Below are 24,275 nucleotides of genomic sequence, written 5' to 3'. Positions count from 1 at the left end.
AACTCAGACCTTCCGGTTGACATGGGCCACCCGCCAGCCGTCCCGCGTGACGGCCAGCTCGGTGGTGGACAGGGGAGCCAGGTCGAAACGGGCGGCGCCCCCGGGGTCCAGCCCCAGGGCGTGGCCGAGCGCCGCTCTGATGGTCCCGGCGTCGCAGACGGCGACCTGGTCCGGCGCGTCCCGTAGGGAGTCGAGCCAGCCCGCCACCCTGGCGGCGTGGGCCGCGCGGGACTCGCCGCCGTGCGGGGCGGCGTGCGGGTCGGCCAGCCAGCTCGCCAGGGCCTCCGGCTCCTCCCGCGCGACCCGCTCGTACGGCAGCCCGCGCCACCGGCCGCAGTCCGCCTCCCGCAGGGCGGGAGCCTCGCGCGGCTCCAGCCCCAGGGCGACGGCGGTCCGCCGGGCGGCCCTGACGGGCGCCACCCACGCCGGGGACGCGGCCGGGCCCAGCGCGGCCGCCCTGGCCAGGCTCGCCGCGTCGGCGTCCTCGTCGCCGGGGAAGCACGCGGCCCGCATGCCCGGCGTCGTGGCGTGCCGGACGAACAGCACCCGCTCAGCCCGGCACGGCGACCCGCGCCGGAGCCGCCGCGCGCCGCGCCGCCCGGTCGCTCACCCAGCCGAACAGCACGCCGAACGCCGCCCAGAAGACGAGCTGCGTGCCGAGCGAGGCGAGCCTGAACTGCCACAGCAGCGTGGCGGGGAAGCCGTCGGGCACCTCGTTCACCGCCGGCAGCAGCCACCACGCGGCGGCCACCGGCACGAGGAAGGCGGCCACCGCCGCCGTCCAGCGCGCCCAGGCGTCCCCGGTGGTGACCCGGCGGGCCGTGCCCACGGCGATCGCCGTCGCCGCCAGCCCGACGAGGATCATCACCACGTAGAGCAGGGTGCGGCCGTTGATGGTCTCCGGGTCGCCCACCGCCGGTGGGTTGGCCGGATATTTCACGAAAGGCACGAGGATGACCGCGGCGAACGCCGTCCCGGCGGCGGCCAGCGCCAGCCGCCCGTCGGACCGCGGGCCGACCCGCCCGCGCAGGCCCGCGAACACCAGCGCGAACACCCCGCCCACGGCGAGGCCGTAGAGCCCGGTGGCCAGGAAAAGCCCGGCCTTCTGCACCGGCCTGCCGATCGCGGCCTCCTCACCGTGGTCGTGCCCGGCCTGCCCGGCCTGCCCGGTGTGGTCGTGTGCCGGTTGCCCGGCGTGGTCGTGCGCGGGCCGGCCGGCGGCCTGCTCGGGCGCCGCGGCCCGGGCGGCCGCCTCCTCCAGGGCGATCGCGTCGTCCACGCGAGGCTCCCCGAAGGCGAAGGCGAAGGCGCCCGCGACCAGCCCGGCCAGCAGGCCCAGGAGCAGGCCCCTGGCCAGGAGAGTGCGTACCACCCCGCCCCCTAGTGGCAGGGCACGCCGAGCAGGTGCCGCCCGTCGTGCATCAGCTCGTGCAGGAACGCGCCCGTCTGGGAGATGGCGCCGTTGTCCATCAGGACCAGGTACGCCACGAGCAACAGCACAGGCACGGCCAGCAGCAGCCAGGGGCGCAGGCGCGGAAAGGGAATGGACGACGGGCTGGACAACCCGCTCATAGAGCCTCCTCAGGGTGACGCGTCCCATGTCGCGAGGTCACGGTCGCCAAGCGACCTGGCTCCCGGGATCAACGTCCCGGATACAGTGGCGCGTCCGCACCGGCATCTCACCGGATTTCCCTTGGACAACCGTGAAATCTACCGGAATGTATCCGTTCCTCCCGTTCCCGTCAATGCACCCCTCCGCCGGGCGGGACGGGAGCGGGGAGGTGGCGGCGCCCGCCTGGCCCCGCGGACCAAGCTGCGGCCGGGCGGGCGCCGCCGGCGTGGGGGTGCGTCAGACGCCGCGGGCGGCGTCGTAACGGGCGATCACATCGGTCCAGTCGATCAGGCCCCACAGTTTCTCCACGTAGTCCGGGCGGACGTTGCGGTACTGCAGGTAGTAGGCGTGCTCCCAGGCGTCGAAGACGAGCAGCGGGGTGGTGTTCATACCGACGTTGCCGTGGTGGTCGTAGACCTGCTCGACGACCAGGCGGCGGCCCAGCGGCTCCCACGCCAGCACGCCCCAGCCGGAGCCCTGCACGGTGCTGGTGGCGGTGGTGAGCTGCTTCCTGAAAGCCTCGAAGGAGCCGAAGTGCTCGTCGATGGCCGCGCCCAGGTCGCCGTCGGGGCGGTCGCCGCCGTCGGGGGACAGGTTCTGCCAGAAGATCGTGTGCAGCACGTGGCCCGACAGGTTGAACGCGAACGTCTTCTCCAGCCCGACCAGCCCGCCGAACTCGCCCTTGTCCCGCGCCTCGGCCAGCCGCTCCAGGGTGTCGTTGGCGCCCTTGACGTAGGCGGCGTGGTGCTTGGCGTGGTGCAGCTCCAGGATCTCGCCGGTGATGGCGGGTTCGAGCGCGGCGTAGTCGTACGGCATGTCAGGAAGGGTGTACTGGCCCATGATGTCCGTCCTCCGAACTCATAATTGCATATGACTTGCAACAACAATAGACCTGCAATTAGCGGAAGAGGCGCGCATCGGCCGTATGGGCCGGGCGGAGGGTGTTCGGGGCTTTCGTCATGGAGGGTGACCGCCGTTCGGCGCCGCCGGCAGGGACTTTCGGCTCTGCCGGGGCGGGGCCTGCGGGGGTCAGGGTGAGGTCATGGAAGACGACCCCCCGCCCGCGGTGCTGCTGGCCATGACGTTCACGCTCGACGAGGTGCCCGCGGTGCGGCACCGTGTCGCGCGTACGGCGGCGAGCGCGGGGCTGTCGCGGCGGCGGGTGGACGACCTGGTGATGGCCGTCAACGAGGGCCTGGCCAACGCGGCCGGCCACGGCGGCGGGCTGGCGCAGGTGCGCCTGTGGCGGGCCGACGGCTACCTGCGCTGCCGCATCACCGACCAGGGGACGGGCATCCCCGACGCCGTGCTGGCCCACCGGAGCCCGCTCGGCCCGCCCGCCGGCGCCGGCTGGGGGTTGTGGATGATGCGCCGGCTGAGCGACGGCATGGCCATCAGGACGGGCCCCGAGGGCACGAGCGTCCGGCTGGACTTCGCCGTCCACGGGAGGCCGCCCGCCGGCTAGAGGGGCCGGGCCGCCGGGGCGGGCTTACTTTTACCTGAAGATCCTATGACGAACCCTCTTTCGTGTAACGCGCTTCCGGCGTACCGTGTAGCGTAACGGAGCAGCGTCCGGCCGATGTCCTCGGGGGGCACCCATGTTCGGCAGCGCCACCAGCGCATCTCACGGCACCGCCGAGGCCGCCATGACCCTTGCCAGGCTGGAGACCCGGCCCATGACCGGCGGCGTGCTCGTCACCGTCGCCGGCGAGATCGACTCCACCAACGCCGCCGGCGTCCACTCCTACATCGAGCACGACCGGCGGCCGCACGAGCCGCTGGTGCTCGACCTGAGCCGGCTGACGTTCATGGACAGCAGCGGCCTGCGCGTGCTGGTGCACCTGCACGAAGCCCTGAGCCGGGAGAACACCTCGCTGCACCTGGCCGAGGTGCACCACGTGCCCGCCCGGCTGCTCCGGATCACCGGCGTGTGGGGCGTGATCGCCGCCCATCCCACCGTGGAGCAGGCGGTCTCCGCCGCCCTCGGCACGGCGGAGGGCGAGAAGTCCGCCTTCTGAGCGGGGCGGGCGAGGAATCCGCCTTCTGAGCGGGGCGGGGCGAGCCGCCGGGCGGCCGGCGGCCGTCAGCGAACGCGGATGAAGACCGGGTTGGAGTAGAACCACAGGTCCTGCCAGGGGTTCTCCTTCCCGTCGGCCAGCGGCTCCATCTCGTCGGTGCTGGTGCCGCGTACCCGCAGGTAGCTGTCCTGGCCCACATCGCGCAAGGTGTGGCGGACGACCAGGTCCTTGCCCTGCTGACGCCAGTCGCCGGGGCCGAAGCGGGCCACGACCTTGGTGGTGGGGTTGGTGTCGGCGTCCAGGTTCGCGCTCACGCCGGTGACCTGGCCGACGATCAGGTCCACGCGCCGCACCTCGGGACGGTCGCCGTTGCCGTTCCGGCCGTCCAGCGGGCGGAACCGGATCTCCACCTCGACGTCCGTGCGGTTGCGGCCGCTGACCACGAGCGTCTCGCTCACCGTGGCGCGGCGGCCCTGGCTGCTCGCCGTGACGTCCAGGGCGGTGACCAGGTCGCCGGTGGTGACGAAGATGCGGCCGCCCCGCAGGGCGTCCATGATGTCGCCGTAGTCCTGGCGGGCCATCACGTAGGTCTTGCTGTACTCGCCGGGCCAGAAGTCCGAGCCGCCGCGGGTCCAGTGGACGTGCGAGTCGGAGGTGGCGGTGATCCACCAGTGCCGGCCCTCGCCGAGCAGCGAGTCCCACAGGCCGCCGACGCGGGCGGTCATCTGGTCGAAGCCGCCGTAGGTGGGGTGGTTGCCGTAGCCGCCGCGGGCGCCGCCGTTCAGCGGGCCGGCCTGGTGGCCGGGGGCGCCCTCGAAGCCGACGTACACGTCGGGGGCGGCGTTGTTGCCGTTGCGGAACTCGCGCGGGGTGTCCTGGCCCCACACGCCCAGCCCGGTCGCCGAGCGGGACGCGTGGTGGGCGATCACCAGCGGCTTGCGCCGCATGTCGCGGGCGGCCTTGAGGAACTCCACCATCTTGGCCTCGGTGTCGCGGCCGGGGTCGGCCGGGAAGGCGTCGTGCTTGGCGAAGCGGCTCTCCAGCTCGAACAGCTGCTGTGCCTCCCCGTCGTGGTGGGGGATCATCAGCGTGTGGTGGTCCAGCGCGGGCGCGTCGAACTCCATGCCCCAGAACTGCAGCACCTCGGGGACGAGCGCCCGCGAGCGCAGCAGGTCGGGGTAGGCCTGCTCCAGGTTGACCTTCGAGTGGGTGGGGCCGCCGTGGTCGGTGCACATGGCCCAGGTCAGGCCGAAGTGCTTGGCCATGATCGCGTTGGTGACGATCGGGTAGACCGCGTCGGCGCCCTTGTGGAAGGTCGGCGGGCTGGTCTTGGTGTCGAACTCGCCGCTGTACTCGGAGTGGACGTGGTGGTCGCCCGCCCGCCACCTGCGGCCGTCGCCGCCCCCGCTGCCGAACCTGCGCTCGTCGTCGGCCAGGGCCGGGGTGCCGCCCACCAGGGGAGCCGCCGCGGCCAGGGTGGCGCCGACGCCGGCGTACTTGACCAGCCGCCGGCGGGACAGCCGGGCCTGCTCGGCCTGTTCGGCCTGCTCGGCCTTGTTCTTGCTCACGTGAAGCCTCTCGTGCGTGGATCAGGGTGCCGCCACGCAAGCCTGGGAGAGAGCGCTGAACGGCACGTGAACGCCACCCGGGAGCAGCGCGAACAGTGCGCTGCCCGCCGGCCCGCTAGGACGGCAGCCGCATGATCCGCAGGAAGGCGGGCAGCAGCCACGGCCGGCGTCCCCGGACGACGACCTTGCCACCGAGCGCCGCTCGCGCCCGGCCGACCCGCCCGAACAACATCAGGTTGAGCGTCACCGGGTCGAAGGAGAGCCGGACGTCGGCCGGCCCGCCGGGCGGCTCCACCACCACGCGGCCGCCGTCGATCGCCAGCGTCCTGGTGGCCGTGTACGGGGAGCTGAACTCGACCGCGACCCGCCGCCGCGGCCAGGGGCCGTGCCCGTCGAGCAGCCGGCCGTAGCCGTAGTGCGTGACGCCGACGAGGAACAGCTCGAAGAACGGGGCGGCCTCCCGCGGGGGCACCCGCCAGCGCGCGCCCGCCGCCCTGGCCACGTCCCGGCCGTGGATCTGCAGCTCGTTGAGCAGGTGGGCGAGGATCCCCGCCACCGGCACCCGGGAGTCCCCCAGCCACGGGATCGCGGCGGCCGGGTCCGCGTCCTCGGTGGCCGCGAGCAGCCCGCCGAGGTCGGCGCGGATCCGCCCGGCGAGCACCCCGGGGTCCCGCTCGGCGAACCGGCACAGGACGGTCCGGTTGAAGTCCGCGACCGTGTCGATGACGGTCCTGCGTACCAGGGCGTCGAGGTCGTGGACCGGCGGCTCGGCGGCGCCGAACATGGAGGCGCACGCCTGGGCGAGGGTGGCCACGTGCGCCGCCGTGTCGGCCACCGACCAGTGCCTGGTCGCCGGGGCGGCCGGGTCGGCGGCGCGGATCAGCCCGGCGAACCGGTCACCCGTCGCCGCCAGCGCGGCCCGCGTCGCCCGCCAGTTGCCGTCCGTGATCGCTACGATCACCGCCGTCCCTCCTTCCCGCGCTGGTCAGCCTCCGCCGGACGGCCGTGACGAGCGGGGCCGCGGCGAAGGCGAGGAGGGCGAGCACGGCCAGGAACAGCGACATGGTGAAGATCCACTCGTTCGATCCGTCCGGCCCGTAGACCCGGTTGGGCAGGCCCACGTCCATCGCCTCGCTCCGCCGGCCCGCGCGCTGGCTCGTGCGGTCGCCGCCGGCGAGGGCGACCTCCGTACGGTGGACGAGCCCGTCGTGGGAGCGGAACTCGCCGATCCACGCGCAGCTCTCGTGGCCGGGGTGCCGCACGCACTCCAGGCGCTGGGCGGTGAACGTCCCGGGGCGGCCGTCGCCGCGGGCCAGCCGCACCGCCGGGCCCACCGCGGGTGTGACCCAGGACAACAGCAGCGCGGCGGCCAGCAGCAGCACGGCGGTCAGCAGCGGGGACGCGCGCCGGCCGCGCCGGCCGCTCATGCCGTCGCGGGCGCGCAGTCGCAGCGCATGGCGGCGCGCTCGGCCGGTCGCGGCCTGCGGTGCAGCACCATCGCGACCACCATCGGCACGAAGACCACGGCGTTGTAGAACAGGTGCAGCTCCACGCGGGGGATCAGGAGCTGGACGATGCTGGTCGGCACCGGCCGCCCGGCCAGATGCACCCCGGTCATCGCCTGGAGCAGCAGGAGCAGGTGCTCGATGTGGTGCCAGAACTGGATGGCGAGGGCGACGGTCCACCAGGTCCTGGCGCGGCCGGTGAAGCCCGGCCGCAGCAGGATCAGCCCGATCAGCATGACCAGGGCGTAGCCGTAGTGCATCCACTCCGAGGTGACCAGCCAGGGGAAGGGCAGGCCGAGCACGCCGCGGGCCTGGGCGACGGGCCAGCCGAGCGCGTAGATCTGGATCGCCTGGGCGACGTGCTCCGCCCAGTGACCGAGGACGATCACGAGAAACAGGCCGAGAGCCGCTTTGTGGTGCTGCTCGTTGAGCCGCGACCGGGTGAGGGCGGGGGCTGACATGGCGGGCTCCTGACATCAGGGGATGGGAGGGAGGAGGGGCCGGTCACAGGACCGGCCGGTCACGGGACCGCGGGGACGAGCTTCACGCCGATCGAGCCGGTGCCGAGGCAGAGCAGCAGCTCGGTGAGGCCCTCGACGCACCGGCTGTTGGCCAGGGGCCCGGCGTCGGCGGTGTCGAACCCGAGGATCTTGCAGAGCCTGGTGACGAGCAGCTTGGCGTCGGGGTCGTCGCCCGCGATGGGCACGGTCACCAGCCCGGGCGAGCGCATGTAGGCGGCGACCCACCGCGCCGACAGGCAGTTGAACGCCTTCACCACGGCGCAGCCCGGCAGCGCCGCCGCGATCCGCTCGGCCGCCGACCCGTGCGCCGGCCCCTGGGCCGACCCGTGCGCCGGCCCGTGCGCCGGCCCGTGCGCCGGTCCCTGCTCCGGGACGAGCGGCCCGCCGAAGCAGGGGTTGGAGACGTCCACGATGACCGACCGGGTGTGCCGGAGCTGGGGCGCCAGCTCGCGGCAGGTGGCGTCGATCGGGGTGGACAGGATGGTCAGATCGGACTCGGCGGCGACCCGGGCCACCGGCGCGACCCGCGCGGACGACAGGGCCGCGGCGAGCGCGGCCGCTCGCGCGGGCGTCCGGTTGGCCAGCAGCAGCGGCATCCGGTGCAGGTCGATGAGCCGGGCCAGGGCGGTGCCCATCCGGCCGCACCCGATGATCCCGATCCGCAGCTCCACGGGTCGCTCCTCCTACACTGCCGAGACGGGGGCGTAGCGGTCGAGCGCGCGCCTGAGCTGCTCGGGGATCTCGGCGGGCAGGAGGCCGCCGCCGGGGTCGCGGCGCATGCACGCGATCGTCTGCCGGCCGCGGGCCACCAGGCGGGCCGGGCCGGCGCCCAGCCGGTAGTAGCCGAAGTCCATGCTCACCCGGTTGTCCTCGATGCCGGCCAGCGACATGCGGATCGACACCTCGTCGAGCGCGTACAGCTCGGCGAAGAACTCGCACGAGCAGTCGGCCGTCACCAGGACCAGCTCGCCGGCGAGCGCCCGGACGACCTCCGGCGCCTGCTCGGCGAGGAACCGCTCCCGGCAGCGGCCCTGCCACTCGACGTAGTGCGTGAAGTACACGTTCCCCACCACGTTGGTGTCGGCGAAGGTCACGACGTGGCGGTGTTCGTAGAAGGGGGTCATCGCGTCTCCCGGGTGAGCACGGCGACGGCCATGGGGCGCGGCGGGCCGTCGGAGGTGTTCAGGGTGAGCAGGCCGGACAGGACGGTCAGACCGGACGGGCCGGTCAGCTTGATCCAGCCGTGCTCGTAGGCGGCCTCGACCTGGAGCGGCATCGCCGGCCCCGCTCCGGGCAGGCACCTGTGCGCGGCCCTCAGCCGGGAGATCAGCGCCGTGCGCGGCTCGCCGGTCAGGCGCGCGAGCTGCTCGGCCTGGCGGTTCCAGCCGGGCTCCGGCGGGATCGGCGACTCGTCCAGCTCCAGCCACTCGTCAGCGACGGCGGACGCCCCCGGGCACAGGTCCCCGACCATCCGCTCCAGGTAGGTGCCGGTGAGCAGCGGCGGTATGGCGTCCATGCGCAGCGGTCCGGTGTCGAGCAGCCGCAGCCCGGTCCAGCTGAACAGCGGCCGGCCGGACGCCGAGCGCGCCAGGACGTCATAGGTGTAGTCGGCGCCGTGGTGCGCCCGCTCCACCGCCTCGACGACCACCTCGGCCGTCCCGGCCGCGCCGCCGTGCACCTGGAACCGGTCGCAGCCCACCGGCAGGAGCCGCCGGTGCGGCACGCACGCCTGCAGGACGTGGATCGCCGCGTCGTGCAGCGCGGCGTCCCCCAGCGCTGGCGGGCCGAGGCCGGGATCGGGGCCGGTGGCCGACAGCACGGCCCGGCAGCCGGTGGGGAAGAGCGACTCGTAGCCGGTCAGCCGCTGGAAGGCCGGGCCGTGGAAGAACAGCGGCCCGTACAGGTCGGCCGGGGTGTGCTTGGGCGGGTCGCCGGGCGGGACGGAGACGTCCGGCGGGTCGGCCGGCGCCGCGGTGACCCGGCCGGAGAAGTGCGCGGCGGAGAAGTCGGTCTCCGCGCTGCGCAGGGTGACCTCCACGTCGCCGCCGGGGTGGCGCAGGGCGTGGACGCGTACCGTCCGCGTCCCGTCGGCCGGCACGATGACCGGGCGCTCGAACCGCGCGTCCGCGACCGCCCGGGGCGCGACGCCCAGGAGCTGGGCCGCCTGCGCCATGGCCTCCAGCGCGCAGACCGCCGGCAGCAGCCGCACGCCGTCCAGCCGGTGGTCGGCGAGGAAGGCGGCGGCCGGGTCCAGCTCGCACTCGGCCACCAGCTCGACCTCGGGGACGAACGCGCGCAGGCGGGGCAGCAGCGGGTGCCGGGGCCGGACCTCCGCCGCGCGGTCGAGCTGGGGCAGCCGGCCGCTGACGAGGATGGTCTCGCCGGCCGGGCGGGCCGCGATCGCCTCCAGCAGCAGCCGCGCGCCCTGCTCGGCGGGCAGCGTGCCGACGCCGGCGCCGGCCAGGCGATCGACCACGCCGAGCCGCGCCGCCATGCCCGCCCCGGACCAGGCGGTCCAGGCGAGCGTCGCGGTGACGCAGCCGGCGGGCAGCTCGGCGGCCAGGTCGCGGACCATCGCCTGCATCCGGCCGTTGGCCAGCGCGTAGTGGGTCTCGCCCGGCAGCCCGAACCGGCCGATCACCGAGCCGTACGCCAGCAGCAGGCGCAGCCGGCCGGTGTCCACGGCGGCGAGCACGTTGGCCAGGCCCGCGCACTTGACGCGGGCGTGCTCGGCGAAGTCCTCGTCGGTGAGCTCGGCGAAGCGGGCGGGCCGGTTGACGCCGCCGGCGTGCACGACGCCGGTGATCGGCCCCAGCTCGGCCAGCTCGGACAGCTCGGCCACCGCCCGCCGGACGGCGCCGGCGTCGGTCACGTCCGCGCTGCGGTAGCGCGCCACCACGCCGGCGGCGCGCAGCCGCTCCAGGCCCTCGGCCAGCTCGGGATCGGTGGCCGGGTCGGAGCGGCCGAGCAGCGCCAGCCGCACCCCGTACGCGCCGGCGAGGGTGAGCCCGGCCTCCAGCCCGATCCCCTTGCCGCCTCCGGTGATGAGCACCACCTGGTCCCGGTCGAGCGGCGCGGCGCCGTCCGCCGGCGGCACGGGCAGGTGCCGCACCTCGTACGTCCGGCCGTCGCGGTCCACCCCGAGCCAGCGGGCGTCCAGCTCCGGGTGCTCCTGGCGCAGCGCGCCGACGAACCCGGAGGCGCAGTCGGCCTCGTCGGTGACGACCAGGGGCCGCCCTTCGGCGACGGCGCGCCGGGCCGTCGCGACGAGGCGGTCCAGGTCGGCGTCCGCGGGCGCGGCGGGGACGCGTACGGACAGGGCGCCCTCCAGCTCGGGCGGCGGGACCGGCCGCCGCTGCTCGGCGAACAGCCGGAACCAGTCCGGCAGGTCCGGCGTGCGCTCCCGGGCCTGCGGGAACGCCGCGACGGCGGCGATCAGGTCGCCGACCGTCGCGTCGGCGATCGGGGGCAGCTCGGCGGGCAGCGCCCTGCCGCACGCCGCCGCCGACTCGACGGCGAGCTGGATGATCTGCAGGGAGTTCATGTGCAGGTCGGCCAGCAGGTGGTCGTCGTCGCCGATCGCCTCGGGCTCCAGCTCCAGGGCGGCCGCGACCAGGCCGCGGACGGCCCCGGCCAGGTCACCGCCGGAGAGGTCACCGCCGGCCCGGTCGCCGCCGGGGAGGTCGCCGCCGGGGAGGCCGTCCCCGGGCCCGGACGGCTCCGCGCCGCCCGGGGCGGCCGCCGCCGGGGGAGCCGCCCCGGAGGGGACCGTCTCGCACGGGTTGGCCAGGAACACCGGCTCCCGCTCCAGCTCGAAGGGCCGGTGGAAGCGGTGGCTGAACAGGCCGAGCAACGAGTCCGTCGCGCCCGCCGCGAACAGGGCGGCGGCGCTCTCCAGGAGCCCCCGCGCGTCCGGCGCGCCGGCGTCGACGGAGACCGCGGGCGGCGAGCCGCCGAGGTGGGCGGCGGCCAGGGCGGCGAGGGACCGGCCGGGGCCGACCTCGACGAGCAGGTCGCACTCGGCGGCCAGCAGGTCCAGCGCCTCGCGGAACCGGACGGGGCCGGTGATCTGCGCGGCCAGGTGGCGCCGCAGGTCGGTGTCCGCGCCCAGCTCCGCCCCGGTCACGGTGGAGAAGACCCGCCCGGCGGGCGCGGCGAACGCGGCCCTGCCCAGGCGGGCCGCGAACGGCGCCACGGCCTCCCGCACCGCGGGGGAGTGGAAGGCGTGGCTGACCCGCAGCCGCCTGGCCGGGACGCCGGCCGCGCCGGCCCGGCCCAGCACGGACTCCAGGGCGCCCGACGGGCCGGCGACGACCGTGGAGGCGCCGTTGTCCGCGGCCACGACCAGGTCGAGCCCGTCGATCAGGGCCGTGGCCCGCGCCACGGGGACGGCCAGGGAGACCATGCCGGTGCCCGCCGCGCCCGTCTCGCTCATGATCCGGCCGCGCTCGGTCACCAGGTCGAGCGCGCTCTCCTCGTCGATGGCCCCGGCCCAGGCGAGCGCGGCCAGCTCGCCGACGCTGTGGCCCACGGCCGCGACGGCCGTCACGCCGAGGCTGTCCAGCCACCGCAGGGCGGCCATCGAGGCCCGGAAGACGGCCGGCTGGACGACGGCGGTGTCCACGCTCTCGGCCCCGGCGGCGGTGTCCGCACTCTCGGCCCCGGCGGTGGCGCCCGCGCTTTCGGCCCTGCCGGCGGTGTCCGTGCTCTCGGTCCCGGCGGCGCCCGCGCTCTCCCGCCCGGCAGGGGTGCCCGCGCGTTCCGGCCCGGCGGGGAAGTACGCCCGGGCCTCGTCGAACAGCCGGCCCAGCGCGCCGGCCCCGCCGCGCGCCGGACCGCCCTGCCCGGTGAACAGCAGCCCGACCCGCCCGGCCCGGCCGGTGCCGCTGTGGATCCCGGACTCGGCGGCGTCGCGGCCGGCGAGGGCGACGGCCTGCCGGGCCCGGCGGGCGAGCTGGGCTGGGTCGCGGGCGGTGAAGGCCACCCGGCACGGCCCGGGCGGCTCGGCGCTCAGCGCGGCGGCCAGGTCGGTCATCTCGGCGAAGGACAGCGTGTCCGCCAGCCGGGCGACGCGCCGGAGCTTCCCGGCGAGCGCCTCGGCGTCGGCCGCCATCACCGCGAACACCTCCGCCTCCAGCGGCGCCCGCGCCATCCGCTCCTGCGCCGCCGACAGCCGGGCGCGGCGGGGCGCCGTCATCCCCTCCAGCACCAGGTGGGTGTTGATCCCGCCGAAGCCCATCGCGCTGACCGCGGCCCGCACGGGCGCGGCCGGCCACGGCAGCGGCCGCCCGGCGGTCACCAGGCCGTCGCCGAGCAGCTCGTGCGGGGTGTGCGAGCCGGTGGCCGGCGGGATGACCCGGTGGTGGACGGCCAGCGCCGCCTTGATCAGCCCGGCCACGCCGGCCGCCGCCTTGGTGTGCCCGATGTTGGCCTTGATGGAGCCCACGTACGCGGGCCGCCGGTGCGGCCCCCGGGCGGCCCGCATCGCCTGCAGCTCGGCGTGGTCGCCCACCGCCGTCCCGGTGCCGTGCCCCTCGAAGTAGCCGACCGTCTCCGCGCCGAACCCGGCCCGCTCGTACGCCCGCCGCAGCGCCAGCAGCTGCCCGCCGGCCTCGGGGCGGCTGATCCCGCCGCGGCCGTCCGAGGAGACCCCCCATCCGCGGATCACCGCGTAGGGCCGCCGGCCCGCGGCCAGGGCGTCGTCGAGGCGCATCAACGCGACCATGCCGCACCCCTCGCCCGGCCAGAACCCGGTGGGAGAGGCGTCGTAGACGCGCATGTCGTCGCGGGCCAGCGCGCCGGTCCTGGCGAACCCGACCAGCTCGAACGGGTCGAGGCTGAGGTCCACGCCCCCGGCCAGGGCCAGGTCGAGGTCGCCGGCGGCCAGCGCCGCGCAGGCGTGGATGACCGCGAGCAGCGACGAGGCGCACGCGCCGTCCACGGTGAAGCCCCCGCCGTGCAGGTCGAAGTGGTTGCAGATCCGCCCGGCGATGGTGTTGGACAGCGCCCCGGCCAGCGTCTCGTCGGTGGGCTCGGGGAACGGCTCCTTGAACAGCGTCTCGGACCGCTGGAGGACCTGCTCGCGGACGTCCCCCGGCAGGTCCTCGCCGGCCAGGGCCCGCTCCAGGACGCGGCGCACGTACGGCCACCGCAGCCGCATCGCGGTGGCCCTGGTGAACTCGCCGGTCAGCGTGTTGCCCATGACCACGCCCACCCGGTCGCGGTCCAGCCCGCGGGCGCCGGTGAAGCCCGCCGCCGCCAGGGTGTCGGCGGCCACGTCCAGGGCCAGCCAGTGCGCCGGGTCGGTGACGCGGTAGGTGGCTCCGGGAATGCGGTGCCTGGCCCGGTCGAACGACCAGCCCTCCAGGAGCGCGGCGTGGCGGACGTAGGTGGAGTCGGGGCCGTCGGCGCCGTAGTCGCCGAGGTTCAGCCGGGACGGGGGGATCGGGCGGAACGCCCTCCTGCGGGCCATGACCAGCTCCCACAGCCGCTCCGGCCCGGCGGCGTCGGGATAGCGGCAGCCCATGCCCACGATGGCGACGCCCTCTGCCATGGCGATCACCTGGAGGTGGGGACGGCCACCGAGGTGGCGGGGGCCGGGGTGTCGCTCTCGCGCGGCGCGGGCGCGCGGGCCGACAGCACCGCCAGCAGCAGCCCCCGCGCGGCGCACACGGCGACCAGGGCGAAGAACAGGCCGTACACGATGTGCAGGTGCACCAGCAGGCTGTACACCGCCGCGGTGGCGACGCCGAAGACGACCTGGTTGCGCGGCCGGACCGGCGTCGTGCCGGGGTCGGTGATCATGTAGTTGGTGAACAGGATGAACGCGACGCCGGTCATGACCACCAGGGCGCTCGTCGTCGCCGTGCCGTCGATCCAGGTGCGGACCAGCGCCTGGACGAAGAACCCGCCCACCCATCCGAGGATGAGCGGCAGCTTCTTCGTCAGCCCGGCGTTGAGCATGGTCCCGGCGACCAGGATGAAGGCGGGGATGATCCAGTCGATCGGCCCGGAGACCCACTCGGTGAAGTGGTAGGGCGGCGCGATGCCGACCCAGGGGAAGACCAGCAGCGTGATCGCGATCCCGGCGTTGGACGGGTTGAGGACGTGCCGGCTCCTTCCGGCGACCCGCACGCGGACGGCGTACTTGGTGCCGATCGCGACCGAGACGGCGAACAGCACCGGCCAGAGGCGGTCGTTGGCGTACAGGAGCATGGCGCAGGCCAGGCCGGTGATGTGCGCGGGCAGGAGGAAGTCGAACATGCCCTCGGTCCGGTACTTGGGCGCCCGTCCCTCGGCGCGCGCCTCGGCCGTCTCCAGCACCAGGTCGAGCAGGTAGGCGAAGGCCACGGCGGCGACCGGCGTGACGTAGGCCTGCTCGAACCCGAGCCAGAGGTGCCCGAGCACGTTGAACGCGGTGATGGACAGGGCGAATCTGCGGAGCGCGGCCGTTCTCGGGTTGCGCGGGGCCGAGGTCATGGTGTCTCCTCCGGGAGGGATGTGAGCGAGCCGTCGTCGCCGAGCCGCAGGCGGTGCCATCCGGGCGGGAGGGCGGTGCCGGCGGTGCGGACGCGGCCGCAGGTGTCCCGCCAGGTCACCTCGGCCGGCACGGACGCGGCGCCCGGCCGCAGCGCGAACAGCAGCTCGGGCGAGGCCACTCCGGCGTGCCCGTTGGCGGGGTAGACCTGGCCGGTTCGCAGGCCCTGGTAACCGGCCCCGAGCCGGACGGTCGCGCCGACGGCGGAGGACAGGGCACCGCCACTGCCGCTGCCGCGGTTACCGTTACCGGTGCCGGTGGTGGTGGTGCCGGTGCCCGTGGCGCAGCCGCCCGCCGGGCGCAGGAGCTGCAGGCCCAGGAACGGGGAGCGGCGCGCGCCGGTGTTGCGGTAGAAGTGGCTCTGCCGCCACTGGTTGGCGACGGCGAAGTCCAGCCGGCCGTCGTGGTCGACGTCGGCCGTGGCGATGCCGCGGGAGGCTCCCGGGTCCGCGACGCCGATGGCGCGGCTGATGTCGGTGTAGCGCCCGTCGGCGACGCGGGTGAAGAAGGGGTTGGTGTTATCCCCGGATATATCGGCATCCGGGCCGAACTTTGGCCACATTCCCGGATTGGCGAGGAGGTCGTCGTTGGTCATCGCCAGCTCCTGCAGGTCGGCCCAGCGGTTGACCTCGCCGCGCAGGAAGCCGGTGGCCTGGACGATCTCCGCGTTGCCGTCGCCGTCGAAGTCGCCGGCCTTGATGTCCCAGCCCCACCCGCTGCGGGACAGGCCGAGGCGCTCGCTCTCGTCGTCGTAGTAGGCGGTGCCGTGCCCGTCGAAGACGTGTTGCCGGGTGCTGATCCAGGCGAAGTTGCTCTCCAGGAGGCCGTACTCCTGGGTGATGTTGCTGACCAGGATGTCGGGCACGCCGTCGCCGTTCAGGTCGGTGAAGGCGGCTCCCATGCCCTTGAAGGAGTCCTTGCCCAGGACCTTGGACTTGGGGGTGGTGAGGTGCCGGGGCCCCTGCGTGACCTCGAAGGCCACCTTGCCGGGGCGGGACCGGTTGTGCAGCAGGCGGTCCGGCGCGAAGTCGTTGGCGACGTACAGCTCGGGCAGGCCGTCGCCGTCGAGGTCCTGGGCGGCGATCGCCAGCGTCCAGCCGTCCGCGACCTCCGGGCTGAAGGCGCCGGCGGCCTCGGCGAACGCGCCGCCGCCCCTGGCCAGCAGGACGCGGTTGGCGCCGCCGTTGACGGCGTTCGACATGGAGGCCTGCATCCGCAGCTCGGGCCGCGCCTGCGCCTTCGGGTCCAGCACCCGCGCGCCGTCGGGGAAGTAGTTGCCGACCACGACGTCGGTGCGGCCGTCGCCGTCCACGTCGGCCAGCGACAGGGCGTTGGTGTTCCACACCTGGTAGGGCCGCACCAGCTCCCGCGCGGTGAAGGCGAGCGGGCCGCCGCCTCCATCACGCAGGAACAACACGGGGGAGCGGCCCCAGTAGTAGACCAGGACGTCGGTCGTGCCGTTGTCGTCGTAGTCGGCGGGCACGCAGCCCATCGGCGCCATCGTCGCGTCGTACGGCAGGCCCGCGGGGACGAGCCGGACCGGCGGGTAGCGCTCCTGCGTGCCAGGGGCGGGCTGGAGGGTGACCGTGTCGGTGCGCGGATCGACCAGGCACACGTCGTCGGCGCGGGAGTTGCCGTCCAGGTCGGCGAGCGCGACCGCGGCGCCGACCGAGGAGATCCAGTGCCGGATGCCCTGGTAGGCGGGGGCGACCTCGCGGATGCGGCGGCCGCTCTGCGGGGTGCCGTCCGGGGCGTCGAGCGGCTGCCGGGCGAAGGCGAACGAGGCGGCGGCCCGCCGGGTCTCGGCGGCGGAGATGGGCGGCAGCGCGGCGGCCCAGCCGGTGGCGACCATCGTCAGCACGGCGCCGAGCTTGACCGCGCGGGTCGGCCACTTGCTCATCGGAGCACACCTCCCGCGTGCCGCGCGTAGAGCTCCCTGATCCCGGCCCGCCAGCGTTCGTAGTCGTGCGGCGAGTCCGGCCGGGGCACCCTGGCCAGGGCCCGGTCGGTCCACTCGGCGGCCTGCTCGGCGCCCACCCCGGTCAGCGCCTCGACGGCGCGGGCCGAGCCGGGCGGCACGTGCCCGCTGAGCACGTGCGCCTTGGCCGCGAAGGCGGCTCCCTGGGCCAGGTGCGCGCGGTGGTCCGCGCCGGCGGCGAGCAGGTCGTCGAGCTGCCCGGACACGCCGGTGTAGGCCGCGGCCAGGCCGATGCCCGCCCAGAGGTCGCTGCGGCGGTGCTCGGGGTAGCCGGCGATGATCCGGGCGATCGGCCCGGGAGCGGCGCCGGCGTGGAACCAGAGGGCGCGGCCCGTGCCCTGGTCCCTGATCGGCCGGACGGCGCCGCGCGCGCCGCGCTCGACCCAATGGTCGCGGAAGACCCGGAGGGGTTTGAAGTACGCCTGGTGGAACCCCCAGCCGTCCCAGGCCAGCCAGCGGAGCATGGGGTCGCCGAGTCCCGGCCACCGGGTGCGGCGCAGCCGCGCCAGCGCCCAGCCGGCGCCGACGTGGATCAGGTGGACGTAACGGCCGCCGGTGCCCTCCGACAGGGCCCGCAACCGGCGATTTCCGCTCATGGTCACGGTGTCCAGCAACGTGCAGCTCATGGCGGCGCCCTCGAATGCGAAGCCGTGCAGGCGGCGCGGTAAGTCACTGACGTCGGGGACGCCGCCGAGCGCGCGGTTATAACCTTCTCCGAATGCGGCGACTATCTCCGATAGATCGTTATTCGCCGGGCTGGAGTCCGGTACGAAACCGGTCAGGCTTTTTTCGGGCAGGCGAAATAGCCGGGTGAGCTCCATGGCTGATCCCCGTCGTGAGCAGGATGACCTTCAGGGAGACACTAAGCATTTTTCAAGCGGAGGGTCAAGGCTTACCGGATTGACGAAAGTGCGGTCAACCGAGAAAGCCGGTATTACATACGGGCGGCATGTGAATACTTGACTATCGCTGTCATACGCGCCTGGTCGGCAGGGGTCGTTTATGTGGAGCCGGTCGGCCCGGATAAGAGTCCGGCGAGTGGCGGTAAACGGATGTCCGCAATGGCGGAGCCGTCCGGGCCGGCCGCCCGGGGCGCCGGAATATCATTCCGTCTTTTTCGGATGACCATTCGTTGAAAACCTGTCCGACAAAAAGCCGGGAATTGTCCCCCGGCGTGACGGGGCGGGGCGGCCGGGGCCGGCGCCGCGGCGATCATGGCTTTCCGTGGCGCCGCGCGGCAGGGCTACCGTTCCCGCCCGGCGGGGATGTCCTAGGATTTGGTCGGTCGCTCTCCGACGAACAAGGAGCCCCGTGCACGACGTCCGCCCTCCGTCCATCTCGGTCGACCAGTTCATCCCCGCGCCCCCGGCCAAGGTGTGGAGGTCCCTGACCGAGCCCGAGCTGCTCGCCCGCTGGTGGGCTCCCGGTGACATCCGCCCGGTCGTCGGTCACCGCTTCCACCTGCAGATGCCCGGCTGGGGCTCGGTGCCGTGCGAGGTGCTCGAAGCCGAGCCGTACGAACGGCTCGTCTACACCTTCAACACCACCTGGACGCTCACCTGGCGCCTGGTCGCCGAGGGCAGGGGCACCCGGCTGCTCCTGGAGCACTCGGGCTTCGACCTGGAGGACCAGCACGACCGCAACGCGTTCGAGCGCATGGGCCGGGGCTGGCGGAGCACCGTCCTGCCGCGGCTGGCGGACGTCGCCGCCGAGCTGACCTGAACGGCATCCGCCGGGCCGCCGCCCGAGCGGCGTTCACGAGCCGGGCCGCCGCCCGGGCGGTTTTCAGGAGCCGGGCCCGGCCGCGCCGCGCCGCATGAGGCCGCGCAGCACGAACGGCAGCGCCTCCATCTGGAAGTCCACGTCCGGGCAGGCCGCGCGCAGCGTGCCCTCCATCACGATCAGCGACAGGATCGGGAAGACGAAGTGCGGGTCGGCGTAGTAGCCGTGCTCGCGCTGGATGGCGAACAGCCGCACGGCGAAGCCCAGCAGGTCGAACTCCCCGATCCGCGCGCCGGTGCAGGAGCGCACCAGCTCCTCCATGTCGGCGCGGAACCCCTCGGCGCCGCGGCCGCCGCCGCCCAGCACCGTGGAGAGCACGATCTCGGCGCAGGCCGCCCCCTCCCCTCTGGTCATCCGGTAGAAGAAGGCCGCGAAGGCACGCCGCTCGGTGTCGGTGAGCTGCCGGAAGAAACCCGCGTCGACGATCACGACCGTGCCGTCCGGCATCGGGTGCAGGTTCCCCGGATGCAGGTCGCAATGGACGAAACCGTCCACGAACAGCATGTGGTAGATCGCGCGCAGGGCGTTCACCACGGCCTCGCGCCGGCCCGGGCCCCCGCCGGACCGCTCCAGGCCCGGCATGTACTCCATCACCAGCACGTCCTGGCGGCAGAACTCCTCCAGCACGCCCGGCACCCGGACGGCTCCCTGCCCGCGCAGGTCGTCCCGGAGCCTGCGCAGCGCCCTCGCCTCGCCGAGGAGGTCGAGCTGCGCCAGCAGGGCCGCGCCGAGCTGGGCGACCATGTCGGCGAGCGGCGCGCCGCGCAGCCCCGGCAGCCGCTGGAGCAGGCGGGCCGCGTGGCGCGACAGCGCCAGGTCCCTGGCGACCACCCCCGCGATCCGCGGCCTGCGGATCTTGATGGCGACGCGGCGGCCGTCGCGCAGCGTGGCCCGGTAGACGCAGGCCACCGCGCCCGCCGCGACCGGCGTGACCGGCCCCGAGATGCGCTCGGCGAGGGCGGCGGGGACGGACCGCGCGGCCTCCGGGAGTGGGAGGAGGGGCAGGCGGTCCCGGAGCCGGGCCAGCGCCGCGCAGGCGGCCGGCGGGACGAGGTCCACCCTGGTGCTCAGCAACTGCCCGATCTTGATGAACGCCGGCCCGAGCCGTTCACAGGCCCAGGCCATCCGGTCCCCGACCCGCGCCGGCAACGCGACCCCGCCCCGCGCCCCGCGCACGTCGGCGACCGCCCGCACCAGCGCCACCCCCACGACCACCCCGATCCACACCCCCCGCCCGACCAGCACCAACCCCCCACCCACCCCCACGCTCCGCCGGCGGGCCCGCGACCGCTCCTCGCCCGGTCGCGGCCTCATCCCTCGCCGGTGGGCCCACCCCAGCCCCTTGCCCGTCCCCGTCCTCATCCCCCACCAGCGGGCACGTGACCGCTCCTCGCCTGGTCGCGGGCTCATCCCTCGCCGGTGGGCATGTCGATGTAGTGCGTGAGGTGGCTGCCGCAGACGCTCTGGGAGGCCAGGGCGAGGGCGGGGGTCGCGTCCCCGGGGTCGTGCTGGGCGATCCCGCCGGGCAGGTCGGCCAGGTCGTAGAAGACGGTGGCACCCCGCGACAGGAACGTGGTGCCGATCGGCGGGAACACGGTGATCCCCTTGGCCTCCATGACCAGCGGGTCGGTGTTGACGTAGAGGCGCCCGCGCAGGGCCAGGATCAGGTACTGGTCGAAGGTGACGTCGGCGGGCAGCAGCCGCTCGGGCCCGCCCGGGGCGATCCCGGTCAGCCGGCCCAGGTTGGGCCTGCTCGGGTTCTGCTGGATGAGCAGGCCCGTCACGTTGGAGTGGAAGTGCGTCATGAGCCGGGTCACCTCGACGGTGGGCCGCCCGTCGGCGGTCGCGGTGACCGTGTCGGAGCTGCGGACGGCGCTCATGCCCTGCACGTCCTCGCAGTCCAGCGTCTCCCCGTCGGCGAAGTAGAGCTTCAGCTCCCCCCGGATGGCGAGCCCCACGTGATGCGTACTGCCCGGGATGATCAGCGGGTCGGCTCGATCCGCCGGGGCGGGCCTGGCGTGGACGGACATCTGTCGTCACCTCGCTTTCACCGGTACTTCAATAAACCATAGTCATGATCAGGCATCAATAGGACTATCTGGACGCTCATCGGCCCATTTGGTATAGCTGTTTAAAGCGAGGGAGAAGGGCGGTCAGCATGACGGTCCCCATCGGCACCGGGTTCGACCCCGTGGACGCCGCGGTCCTGCGCGATCCGTACCCGTCCTACGCCTGGCTGCTGCGTCACGACCCGGTCCACCGGGGCACGAACGGCGTCTGGTACGTCACCCGCTACGACGACGTCCGCACCGTGCTCGGGGAGGCCCGCTTCGAGCGGGCCGGCATCCGCGACTTCTGGGCCGAGCTGGTCGGCCCGGGCCCGCTCAGCGAGGTGCTCCGCCACGCGATCTTCTTCCAGGACGACCCCGACCACGCCCGGCTGCGCGCCCTGATCGGCCCGGCCTTCACCCCGCGCCTGATCCGCCTGCTGCGTGCCCGGATCGAGCGGACCGCGGACGACCTCCTGCGGCCGCTGCGCCCCCGGGGCGCGATGGACGTCGTCAACGACTTCGCCTACCCCCTCGCCCTGGCCACCATCTCCGAGCTGATCGGCATGCCCGCCCGCGACCGTGACGCGCTGCGCGCCTGGTCCGTCGACATCGCCCCCACGCTCGACCTGCTGGCGAGCCCGGAAGAGATCGCCAGGGGGCAGGCGGCCATGGGGCAGTTCGTCGCCCACCTCACCGAGCTGATCCGCGACCGGCGCGAGAACCCCGGCGACGACCTCGTCAGCGCCCTGCTCGCGGCCACCGGAGACCCGCGGCCGATCGGCACCGACGCCCTGATCGGCACCGCGGTCGCCCTCGTCTTCGCCGGGCACGACACCGTGACCAACCAGATCGGCAACGGCGTGCTCGCCTTCCTCCGCCACCCCCGGCAGCTCGCCCTGCTGCGCGCCGAGCCGGACCGGCTGCCGGCCGCCGTCGAGGAATGCCTGCGCTACGACTCCTCGGTCCAGTCCAACAGCCGGCAGCTCGCCGCCGACCTGGAGCTGTCCGGCACGCGGCTGCCCGCGGGCGACATCGTCGTCGCCCTGATCGGCGCGGCGAACCGGGACCCGGCGCGGTTCGCCGAGCCCGACCGGTTCGACATCGGCCGCGTGCAGCGGCCGGCCATGTCCTTCGGCGCCGGCATGCGCTTCTGCCTGGGCGCCCTGCTGGCCCGCATGGAGCTCAAGGCGGCACTCGGGCGGCTCACCGGCCTGCCGGGGCTGCGGCCGGCGATCCCGGAGGACGAGCTCGTGTACCGGCGCAGCAGCATGTTCCGCGGCGTCGTCAGCCTGCCCGTCACGTTCGCGGCCGGCGTCCCCTAGCCAGCCGGTGGAGCCCTGACCAGTGGAGGAGGGGACCGTGTCCTCGTCGCACGGGGTCGCCTGGTTCGAGATCCACGTCAACGACGTCGCGCGGATGCGCGCGTTCTACACGGAGGTGTTCGGCTGGACCTATGAGGAGATCCCCGGGTTCCCGCTGGGCGAGTACTGGATGATCATCACTGGCGACGGGCCGCCGGCCATCGGCGGGATCGCCCAGTCGGCGCACCGGCTGCCGCCCGTCGCCGAGTCCACCGTCGTCTACCTGCTGGTGGACGACATCGACGCCACCCTCGCCGCCGCCGCCGACGCCGGCGGCAAGGTGGACCGGCCGAAGATGGACATCGGCGGGGACCACGGCCACTGCGCGATCTTCCGCGACCCGGAGGGCAACCACGTGGGCCTGTGGTCCGATCACTGAGCCCGCCCGGCCGCTGAGCCCACCCGCGCAGTCCTCGCCCCACCGCTTTTGCCCCACCGCTTTTGCCCCACCGCTCTCGCCCCACCGCTTTTGCCCCACCGCTCTTGCCTCACCCTGCTCCGTTCTTGCGTCATCCGGATCCCGTGCGCCCGCCCGCGCCCGGGTCCGGTGCTCACCGCGCGGCGCGACCGCGGATCCACGCCCTCGCCGCGCCGCGCGCTCACGAACCGGCTCCCGCCGGTCCCGTCCGTGGCGAAGAGGAGACTCGCATGACGCTCACCCGACAGCGGTCCGCCGAGCGGACCGGGATCAGCCGCCCCTGGCCGGCCGTCCTGGTCAGCGCGCTGATCGGCTTCCTGCTCACGGTCGTCTGGTCGGCCGAGTTCGTCGACTCGGTCATCGGCGAGAACGTGGCCGGCGCCCTGCTGGGCCGGGAGGCCGAGGGCGCGGTCCTCGACGGCGTCCTGCCCGGCATCGCCTTCGCCTTCGCCAGCGGGCTGGGCGGCACCTTCACCGCCTGCAACATCGCCGTCCTCGGCGCGCTCTGCCCGATCGTCGGGGCGCCGCGCCCGCTCAGCGCCCGGCTGGTGACGGTGCTCAAGCCGCTCGGCTGGCTGACCGTGGGCATGCTCACCGTCTCCGGCCTCTACGGCGCCGTCGTCGGGCTGGTCGGGACCGCCATGCCGCAGTTCTCCACCGCCGTCCCCGCCCCCGGGGAGCTGTCGGCCAGGAGCGTGCAGTCCATGGTGGCCTTCGGGCTGATCGGGCTGGCCTTCATCTGGCTCGGGCTCGCCGCGCTCGGCATCGTGCCCGACCCGCTCGCCGCGCTCTCCCGGCGCTTCCCCAACGCGCCGATGGTGGTGATGGGGGCGCTCATCGGCGGCTTCCTCATCGGCCGGCCGTACGGGCTGTTCCGTCAGCTCTTCCGGGACGCCGCCGAGAGCGGCAACCCCCTGTACGGGGCGCTGGCCTTCATGCTGCAATCCGTGGGGAACATCGTGATCCTGTCGGTGCTCTTCGTGCTCCTGGCCGTGGTCATGGGCACCCGGGTGCAGCTCTGGCTCGCCGCCCACCCCGGCCGGCTGGCGCTGATCACCGGCGGCGCCTTCATCGTCGTCGGGGTCTTCACCTTCCTCTACTGGGACGTACGGGTGCTCGCCCGCCGGGAGATCATCCCCTGGTACCCGATGATCCCCTGGTGACAGGGCCGGGGTCGCTGCTGTTGGATGGGGCGACCAGCCGGCCGCGCAACGGAGAACGACGGGAGGACCATGACTCGCCGGACCCAGACGGAGCGCTCGGACGCGACGATGACCCGGCTGGTGAGCGCCGCGCACGACCTGTTCGGCGCCAACGGCTACGCCACCACCTCCATCGACGAGATCTCCGCGGCTGCGGGCGTCACCAAGGGAGCCGTCTACCACCACTACGGCAGCAAGATCGAGCTGTTCCGCGCCGTCTTCGTCCGCGAGCAGCGGAAGATCGCCGCGAGGCTGGAGCAGGTCGCCTCGCGGGAGAGCGACCCGTGGGACGCGCTGCACCGCGGCATGCGCACGTTCCTGGAGCACTGCCTGGACCCGGCCTTCCGGCAGATCGTGCTGCTCGACGCGCCGGCGCTGATGGGATGGGAGGCCGTCAGGGAGCTGGAGCACGGGCACACCCTGCGGGTCCTGCTGGCGGGCCTGCGCCTGGCCGGCGGGGGAGAGCCGGACGCGATCGTGGCCGCCCGCGCGCAGCTCGTCTTCGCGCTGATCTGCGAGGGCGGCATGCTGCTCGCCCGCTCGGCGAACCCGGCCGCCGACCTGCCCATGCTGGCCGCTGACATCGACGCCTACCTGAGGACGCTCAGGTCGCGCCAGCTCGCGGCGGCCGCCGAGGGCCCGCCGCGCGCCCTCAACGATCACCGATGACCGCCGGCGCGGCCACCGCCCTCACGACGGGACGGTGACCGCGCCCGGTCACG

General features: G+C 74.3%; 23 protein-coding genes and 1 riboswitch. Of the genes, 7 read left to right on the top strand and 16 right to left on the bottom strand.

Annotated elements, in window-relative coordinates; genetic code table 11:
- Positions 1-3: 3 nt before the first annotated feature.
- From AB0H75_RS31460 to AB0H75_RS31445, 4 genes are all read right to left on the bottom strand, one after another.
- On the bottom strand, positions 4-546 hold the full coding sequence (locus tag AB0H75_RS31460; RefSeq protein WP_367802615.1) for a histidine phosphatase family protein: 543 nt from the start codon (positions 544-546) through the stop codon (positions 4-6).
- 4 nt (positions 547-550) lie between these two features.
- The gene (locus tag AB0H75_RS31455; RefSeq protein ID WP_367802613.1) at positions 551-1,372 is read right to left on the bottom strand and encodes a CbtA family protein; all 822 of its coding nucleotides are present in this window, start codon (positions 1,370-1,372) and stop codon (positions 551-553) included.
- A gap of 8 nt (positions 1,373-1,380) precedes the next feature.
- On the bottom strand, positions 1,381-1,572 hold the full coding sequence (locus AB0H75_RS31450; RefSeq protein WP_367802611.1) for a CbtB-domain containing protein: 192 nt from the start codon (positions 1,570-1,572) through the stop codon (positions 1,381-1,383).
- 31 nt (positions 1,573-1,603) lie between these two features.
- Positions 1,604-1,733: riboswitch (cobalamin riboswitch) on the bottom strand.
- A 116-nt stretch (positions 1,734-1,849) separates the two neighbouring features.
- Positions 1,850-2,452: a superoxide dismutase gene (locus tag AB0H75_RS31445; protein ID WP_367802609.1), complete on the bottom strand. Its 603-nt coding sequence runs from the start codon at positions 2,450-2,452 to the stop codon at positions 1,850-1,852.
- A 202-nt stretch (positions 2,453-2,654) separates the two neighbouring features.
- Here AB0H75_RS31445 and AB0H75_RS31440 point away from each other — a divergent pair, with 202 nt between their 5' ends.
- Both AB0H75_RS31440 and AB0H75_RS31435 read left to right on the top strand, forming a co-directional pair.
- On the top strand, positions 2,655-3,077 hold the full coding sequence (locus tag AB0H75_RS31440) for an ATP-binding protein (protein ID WP_367802607.1): 423 nt from the start codon (positions 2,655-2,657) through the stop codon (positions 3,075-3,077).
- A 133-nt stretch (positions 3,078-3,210) separates the two neighbouring features.
- A complete protein-coding gene (locus AB0H75_RS31435; protein ID WP_367802605.1) occupies positions 3,211-3,630 on the top strand; it encodes an STAS domain-containing protein in 420 nt (139 codons plus the stop codon).
- A gap of 65 nt (positions 3,631-3,695) precedes the next feature.
- Here the strand turns inward: AB0H75_RS31435 and AB0H75_RS31430 are convergent, their stop codons facing one another.
- The 10 genes from AB0H75_RS31430 to AB0H75_RS31385 all read right to left on the bottom strand — a co-directional run bounded on the left by AB0H75_RS31430 (position 3,696) and on the right by AB0H75_RS31385 (position 17,560).
- The gene (locus AB0H75_RS31430; RefSeq protein ID WP_367802604.1) at positions 3,696-5,198 is read right to left on the bottom strand and encodes a phosphoesterase; all 1,503 of its coding nucleotides are present in this window, start codon (positions 5,196-5,198) and stop codon (positions 3,696-3,698) included.
- Between the two features lie 115 nt (positions 5,199-5,313).
- Positions 5,314-6,159, bottom strand: a complete 846-nt coding sequence (locus AB0H75_RS31425; RefSeq protein ID WP_367802603.1) for a hypothetical protein — start codon at positions 6,157-6,159, stop codon at positions 5,314-5,316.
- On the bottom strand, positions 6,095-6,625 hold the full coding sequence (locus AB0H75_RS31420; protein WP_367802601.1) for a hypothetical protein: 531 nt from the start codon (positions 6,623-6,625) through the stop codon (positions 6,095-6,097). Before AB0H75_RS31420 ends, AB0H75_RS31425 begins: the two co-directional genes overlap by 65 nt.
- Positions 6,622-7,164, bottom strand: coding sequence for a hypothetical protein (locus tag AB0H75_RS31415; RefSeq protein WP_367802599.1), 543 nt, complete (start codon positions 7,162-7,164; stop codon positions 6,622-6,624). The genes AB0H75_RS31420 and AB0H75_RS31415 overlap by 4 nt, the downstream gene beginning before the upstream one ends.
- A gap of 59 nt (positions 7,165-7,223) precedes the next feature.
- The gene (locus tag AB0H75_RS31410; RefSeq protein ID WP_367802597.1) at positions 7,224-7,895 is read right to left on the bottom strand and encodes an NADPH-dependent F420 reductase; all 672 of its coding nucleotides are present in this window, start codon (positions 7,893-7,895) and stop codon (positions 7,224-7,226) included.
- A gap of 12 nt (positions 7,896-7,907) precedes the next feature.
- Positions 7,908-8,348: an acyl-CoA thioesterase gene (locus AB0H75_RS31405; protein WP_367802595.1), complete on the bottom strand. Its 441-nt coding sequence runs from the start codon at positions 8,346-8,348 to the stop codon at positions 7,908-7,910.
- On the bottom strand, positions 8,345-13,777 hold the full coding sequence (locus tag AB0H75_RS31400) for an SDR family NAD(P)-dependent oxidoreductase (protein WP_367802593.1): 5,433 nt from the start codon (positions 13,775-13,777) through the stop codon (positions 8,345-8,347). Before AB0H75_RS31400 ends, AB0H75_RS31405 begins: the two co-directional genes overlap by 4 nt.
- A 5-nt stretch (positions 13,778-13,782) precedes the next feature.
- Positions 13,783-14,703, bottom strand: a complete 921-nt coding sequence (locus AB0H75_RS31395) for an enediyne biosynthesis protein UnbU (RefSeq protein ID WP_367802591.1) — start codon at positions 14,701-14,703, stop codon at positions 13,783-13,785.
- Positions 14,700-16,661, bottom strand: a complete 1,962-nt coding sequence (locus AB0H75_RS31390) for an FG-GAP repeat domain-containing protein (RefSeq protein WP_367802589.1) — start codon at positions 16,659-16,661, stop codon at positions 14,700-14,702. The genes AB0H75_RS31395 and AB0H75_RS31390 overlap by 4 nt, the downstream gene beginning before the upstream one ends.
- Complete coding sequence (locus tag AB0H75_RS31385; RefSeq protein ID WP_367802587.1) at positions 16,658-17,560, bottom strand: DUF1702 family protein; 903 nt, start codon at positions 17,558-17,560, stop codon at positions 16,658-16,660. The genes AB0H75_RS31390 and AB0H75_RS31385 overlap by 4 nt, the downstream gene beginning before the upstream one ends.
- A gap of 490 nt (positions 17,561-18,050) precedes the next feature.
- On the opposite strand from AB0H75_RS31385, the gene AB0H75_RS31380 reads away from it, so the two are divergent.
- A complete protein-coding gene (locus AB0H75_RS31380) occupies positions 18,051-18,461 on the top strand; it encodes an SRPBCC domain-containing protein (protein WP_367802585.1) in 411 nt (136 codons plus the stop codon).
- A 63-nt stretch (positions 18,462-18,524) separates the two neighbouring features.
- Here the strand turns inward: AB0H75_RS31380 and AB0H75_RS31375 are convergent, their stop codons facing one another.
- Together AB0H75_RS31375 and AB0H75_RS31370 are read right to left on the bottom strand one after the other, a co-directional pair.
- A complete protein-coding gene (locus AB0H75_RS31375; protein WP_367802583.1) occupies positions 18,525-19,781 on the bottom strand; it encodes an AarF/UbiB family protein in 1,257 nt (418 codons plus the stop codon).
- A gap of 146 nt (positions 19,782-19,927) precedes the next feature.
- On the bottom strand, positions 19,928-20,551 hold the full coding sequence (locus AB0H75_RS31370; RefSeq protein WP_367802581.1) for a hypothetical protein: 624 nt from the start codon (positions 20,549-20,551) through the stop codon (positions 19,928-19,930).
- Between the two features lie 128 nt (positions 20,552-20,679).
- On the opposite strand from AB0H75_RS31370, the gene AB0H75_RS31365 reads away from it, so the two are divergent.
- The 4 genes from AB0H75_RS31365 (at position 20,680) to AB0H75_RS31350 (ending at position 24,222) form a co-directional block, all read left to right on the top strand.
- On the top strand, positions 20,680-21,894 hold the full coding sequence (locus tag AB0H75_RS31365; RefSeq protein WP_367802579.1) for a cytochrome P450: 1,215 nt from the start codon (positions 20,680-20,682) through the stop codon (positions 21,892-21,894).
- A gap of 37 nt (positions 21,895-21,931) precedes the next feature.
- Entirely contained in the window at positions 21,932-22,312 is a 381-nt protein-coding gene (locus AB0H75_RS31360) for a VOC family protein (RefSeq protein ID WP_367802577.1), read from the top strand.
- Between the two features lie 269 nt (positions 22,313-22,581).
- The gene (locus AB0H75_RS31355) at positions 22,582-23,514 is read left to right on the top strand and encodes a hypothetical protein (protein WP_367802575.1); all 933 of its coding nucleotides are present in this window, start codon (positions 22,582-22,584) and stop codon (positions 23,512-23,514) included.
- Positions 23,515-23,583: 69 nt separating this feature from the next.
- Complete coding sequence (locus AB0H75_RS31350) at positions 23,584-24,222, top strand: TetR/AcrR family transcriptional regulator (RefSeq protein ID WP_367802573.1); 639 nt, start codon at positions 23,584-23,586, stop codon at positions 24,220-24,222.
- Positions 24,223-24,275: the final 53 nt, after the last annotated feature.

The organism is Nonomuraea sp. NPDC050783 (assembly GCF_040802095.1).
Taxonomy (GTDB): Bacteria; Actinomycetota; Actinomycetes; order Streptosporangiales; family Streptosporangiaceae; genus Nonomuraea.
The sequence above is the reverse complement of the archived record's forward strand: the minus strand, read 5'-3'. Positions and strand labels throughout refer to the sequence as shown.

Bases quoted from the DNA above. Each gene is read 5' to 3' on its own strand.
- AB0H75_RS31385 (WP_367802587.1), bottom strand. From the start codon at position 17,560: ATGGAGCTCACCCGGCTATTTCGCCTGCCCGAAAAAAGCCTGACCGGT.
- AB0H75_RS31420 (WP_367802601.1), bottom strand. From the start codon at position 6,625: ATGAGCGGCCGGCGCGGCCGGCGCGCGTCCCCGCTGCTGACCGCCGTG.
- AB0H75_RS31400 (WP_367802593.1), bottom strand. From the start codon at position 13,777: ATGGCAGAGGGCGTCGCCATCGTGGGCATGGGCTGCCGCTATCCCGAC.
- AB0H75_RS31450 (WP_367802611.1), bottom strand. From the start codon at position 1,572: ATGAGCGGGTTGTCCAGCCCGTCGTCCATTCCCTTTCCGCGCCTGCGC.
- AB0H75_RS31435 (WP_367802605.1), top strand. From the start codon at position 3,211: ATGTTCGGCAGCGCCACCAGCGCATCTCACGGCACCGCCGAGGCCGCC.
- AB0H75_RS31365 (WP_367802579.1), top strand. From the start codon at position 20,680: ATGACGGTCCCCATCGGCACCGGGTTCGACCCCGTGGACGCCGCGGTC.
- AB0H75_RS31350 (WP_367802573.1), top strand. From the start codon at position 23,584: ATGACTCGCCGGACCCAGACGGAGCGCTCGGACGCGACGATGACCCGG.
- AB0H75_RS31390 (WP_367802589.1), bottom strand. From the start codon at position 16,661: ATGAGCAAGTGGCCGACCCGCGCGGTCAAGCTCGGCGCCGTGCTGACG.
- AB0H75_RS31395 (WP_367802591.1), bottom strand. From the start codon at position 14,703: ATGACCTCGGCCCCGCGCAACCCGAGAACGGCCGCGCTCCGCAGATTC.
- AB0H75_RS31415 (WP_367802599.1), bottom strand. From the start codon at position 7,164: ATGTCAGCCCCCGCCCTCACCCGGTCGCGGCTCAACGAGCAGCACCAC.
- AB0H75_RS31445 (WP_367802609.1), bottom strand. From the start codon at position 2,452: ATGGGCCAGTACACCCTTCCTGACATGCCGTACGACTACGCCGCGCTC.
- AB0H75_RS31405 (WP_367802595.1), bottom strand. From the start codon at position 8,348: ATGACCCCCTTCTACGAACACCGCCACGTCGTGACCTTCGCCGACACC.
- AB0H75_RS31355 (WP_367802575.1), top strand. From the start codon at position 22,582: ATGACGCTCACCCGACAGCGGTCCGCCGAGCGGACCGGGATCAGCCGC.
- AB0H75_RS31440 (WP_367802607.1), top strand. From the start codon at position 2,655: ATGGAAGACGACCCCCCGCCCGCGGTGCTGCTGGCCATGACGTTCACG.
- AB0H75_RS31370 (WP_367802581.1), bottom strand. From the start codon at position 20,551: ATGTCCGTCCACGCCAGGCCCGCCCCGGCGGATCGAGCCGACCCGCTG.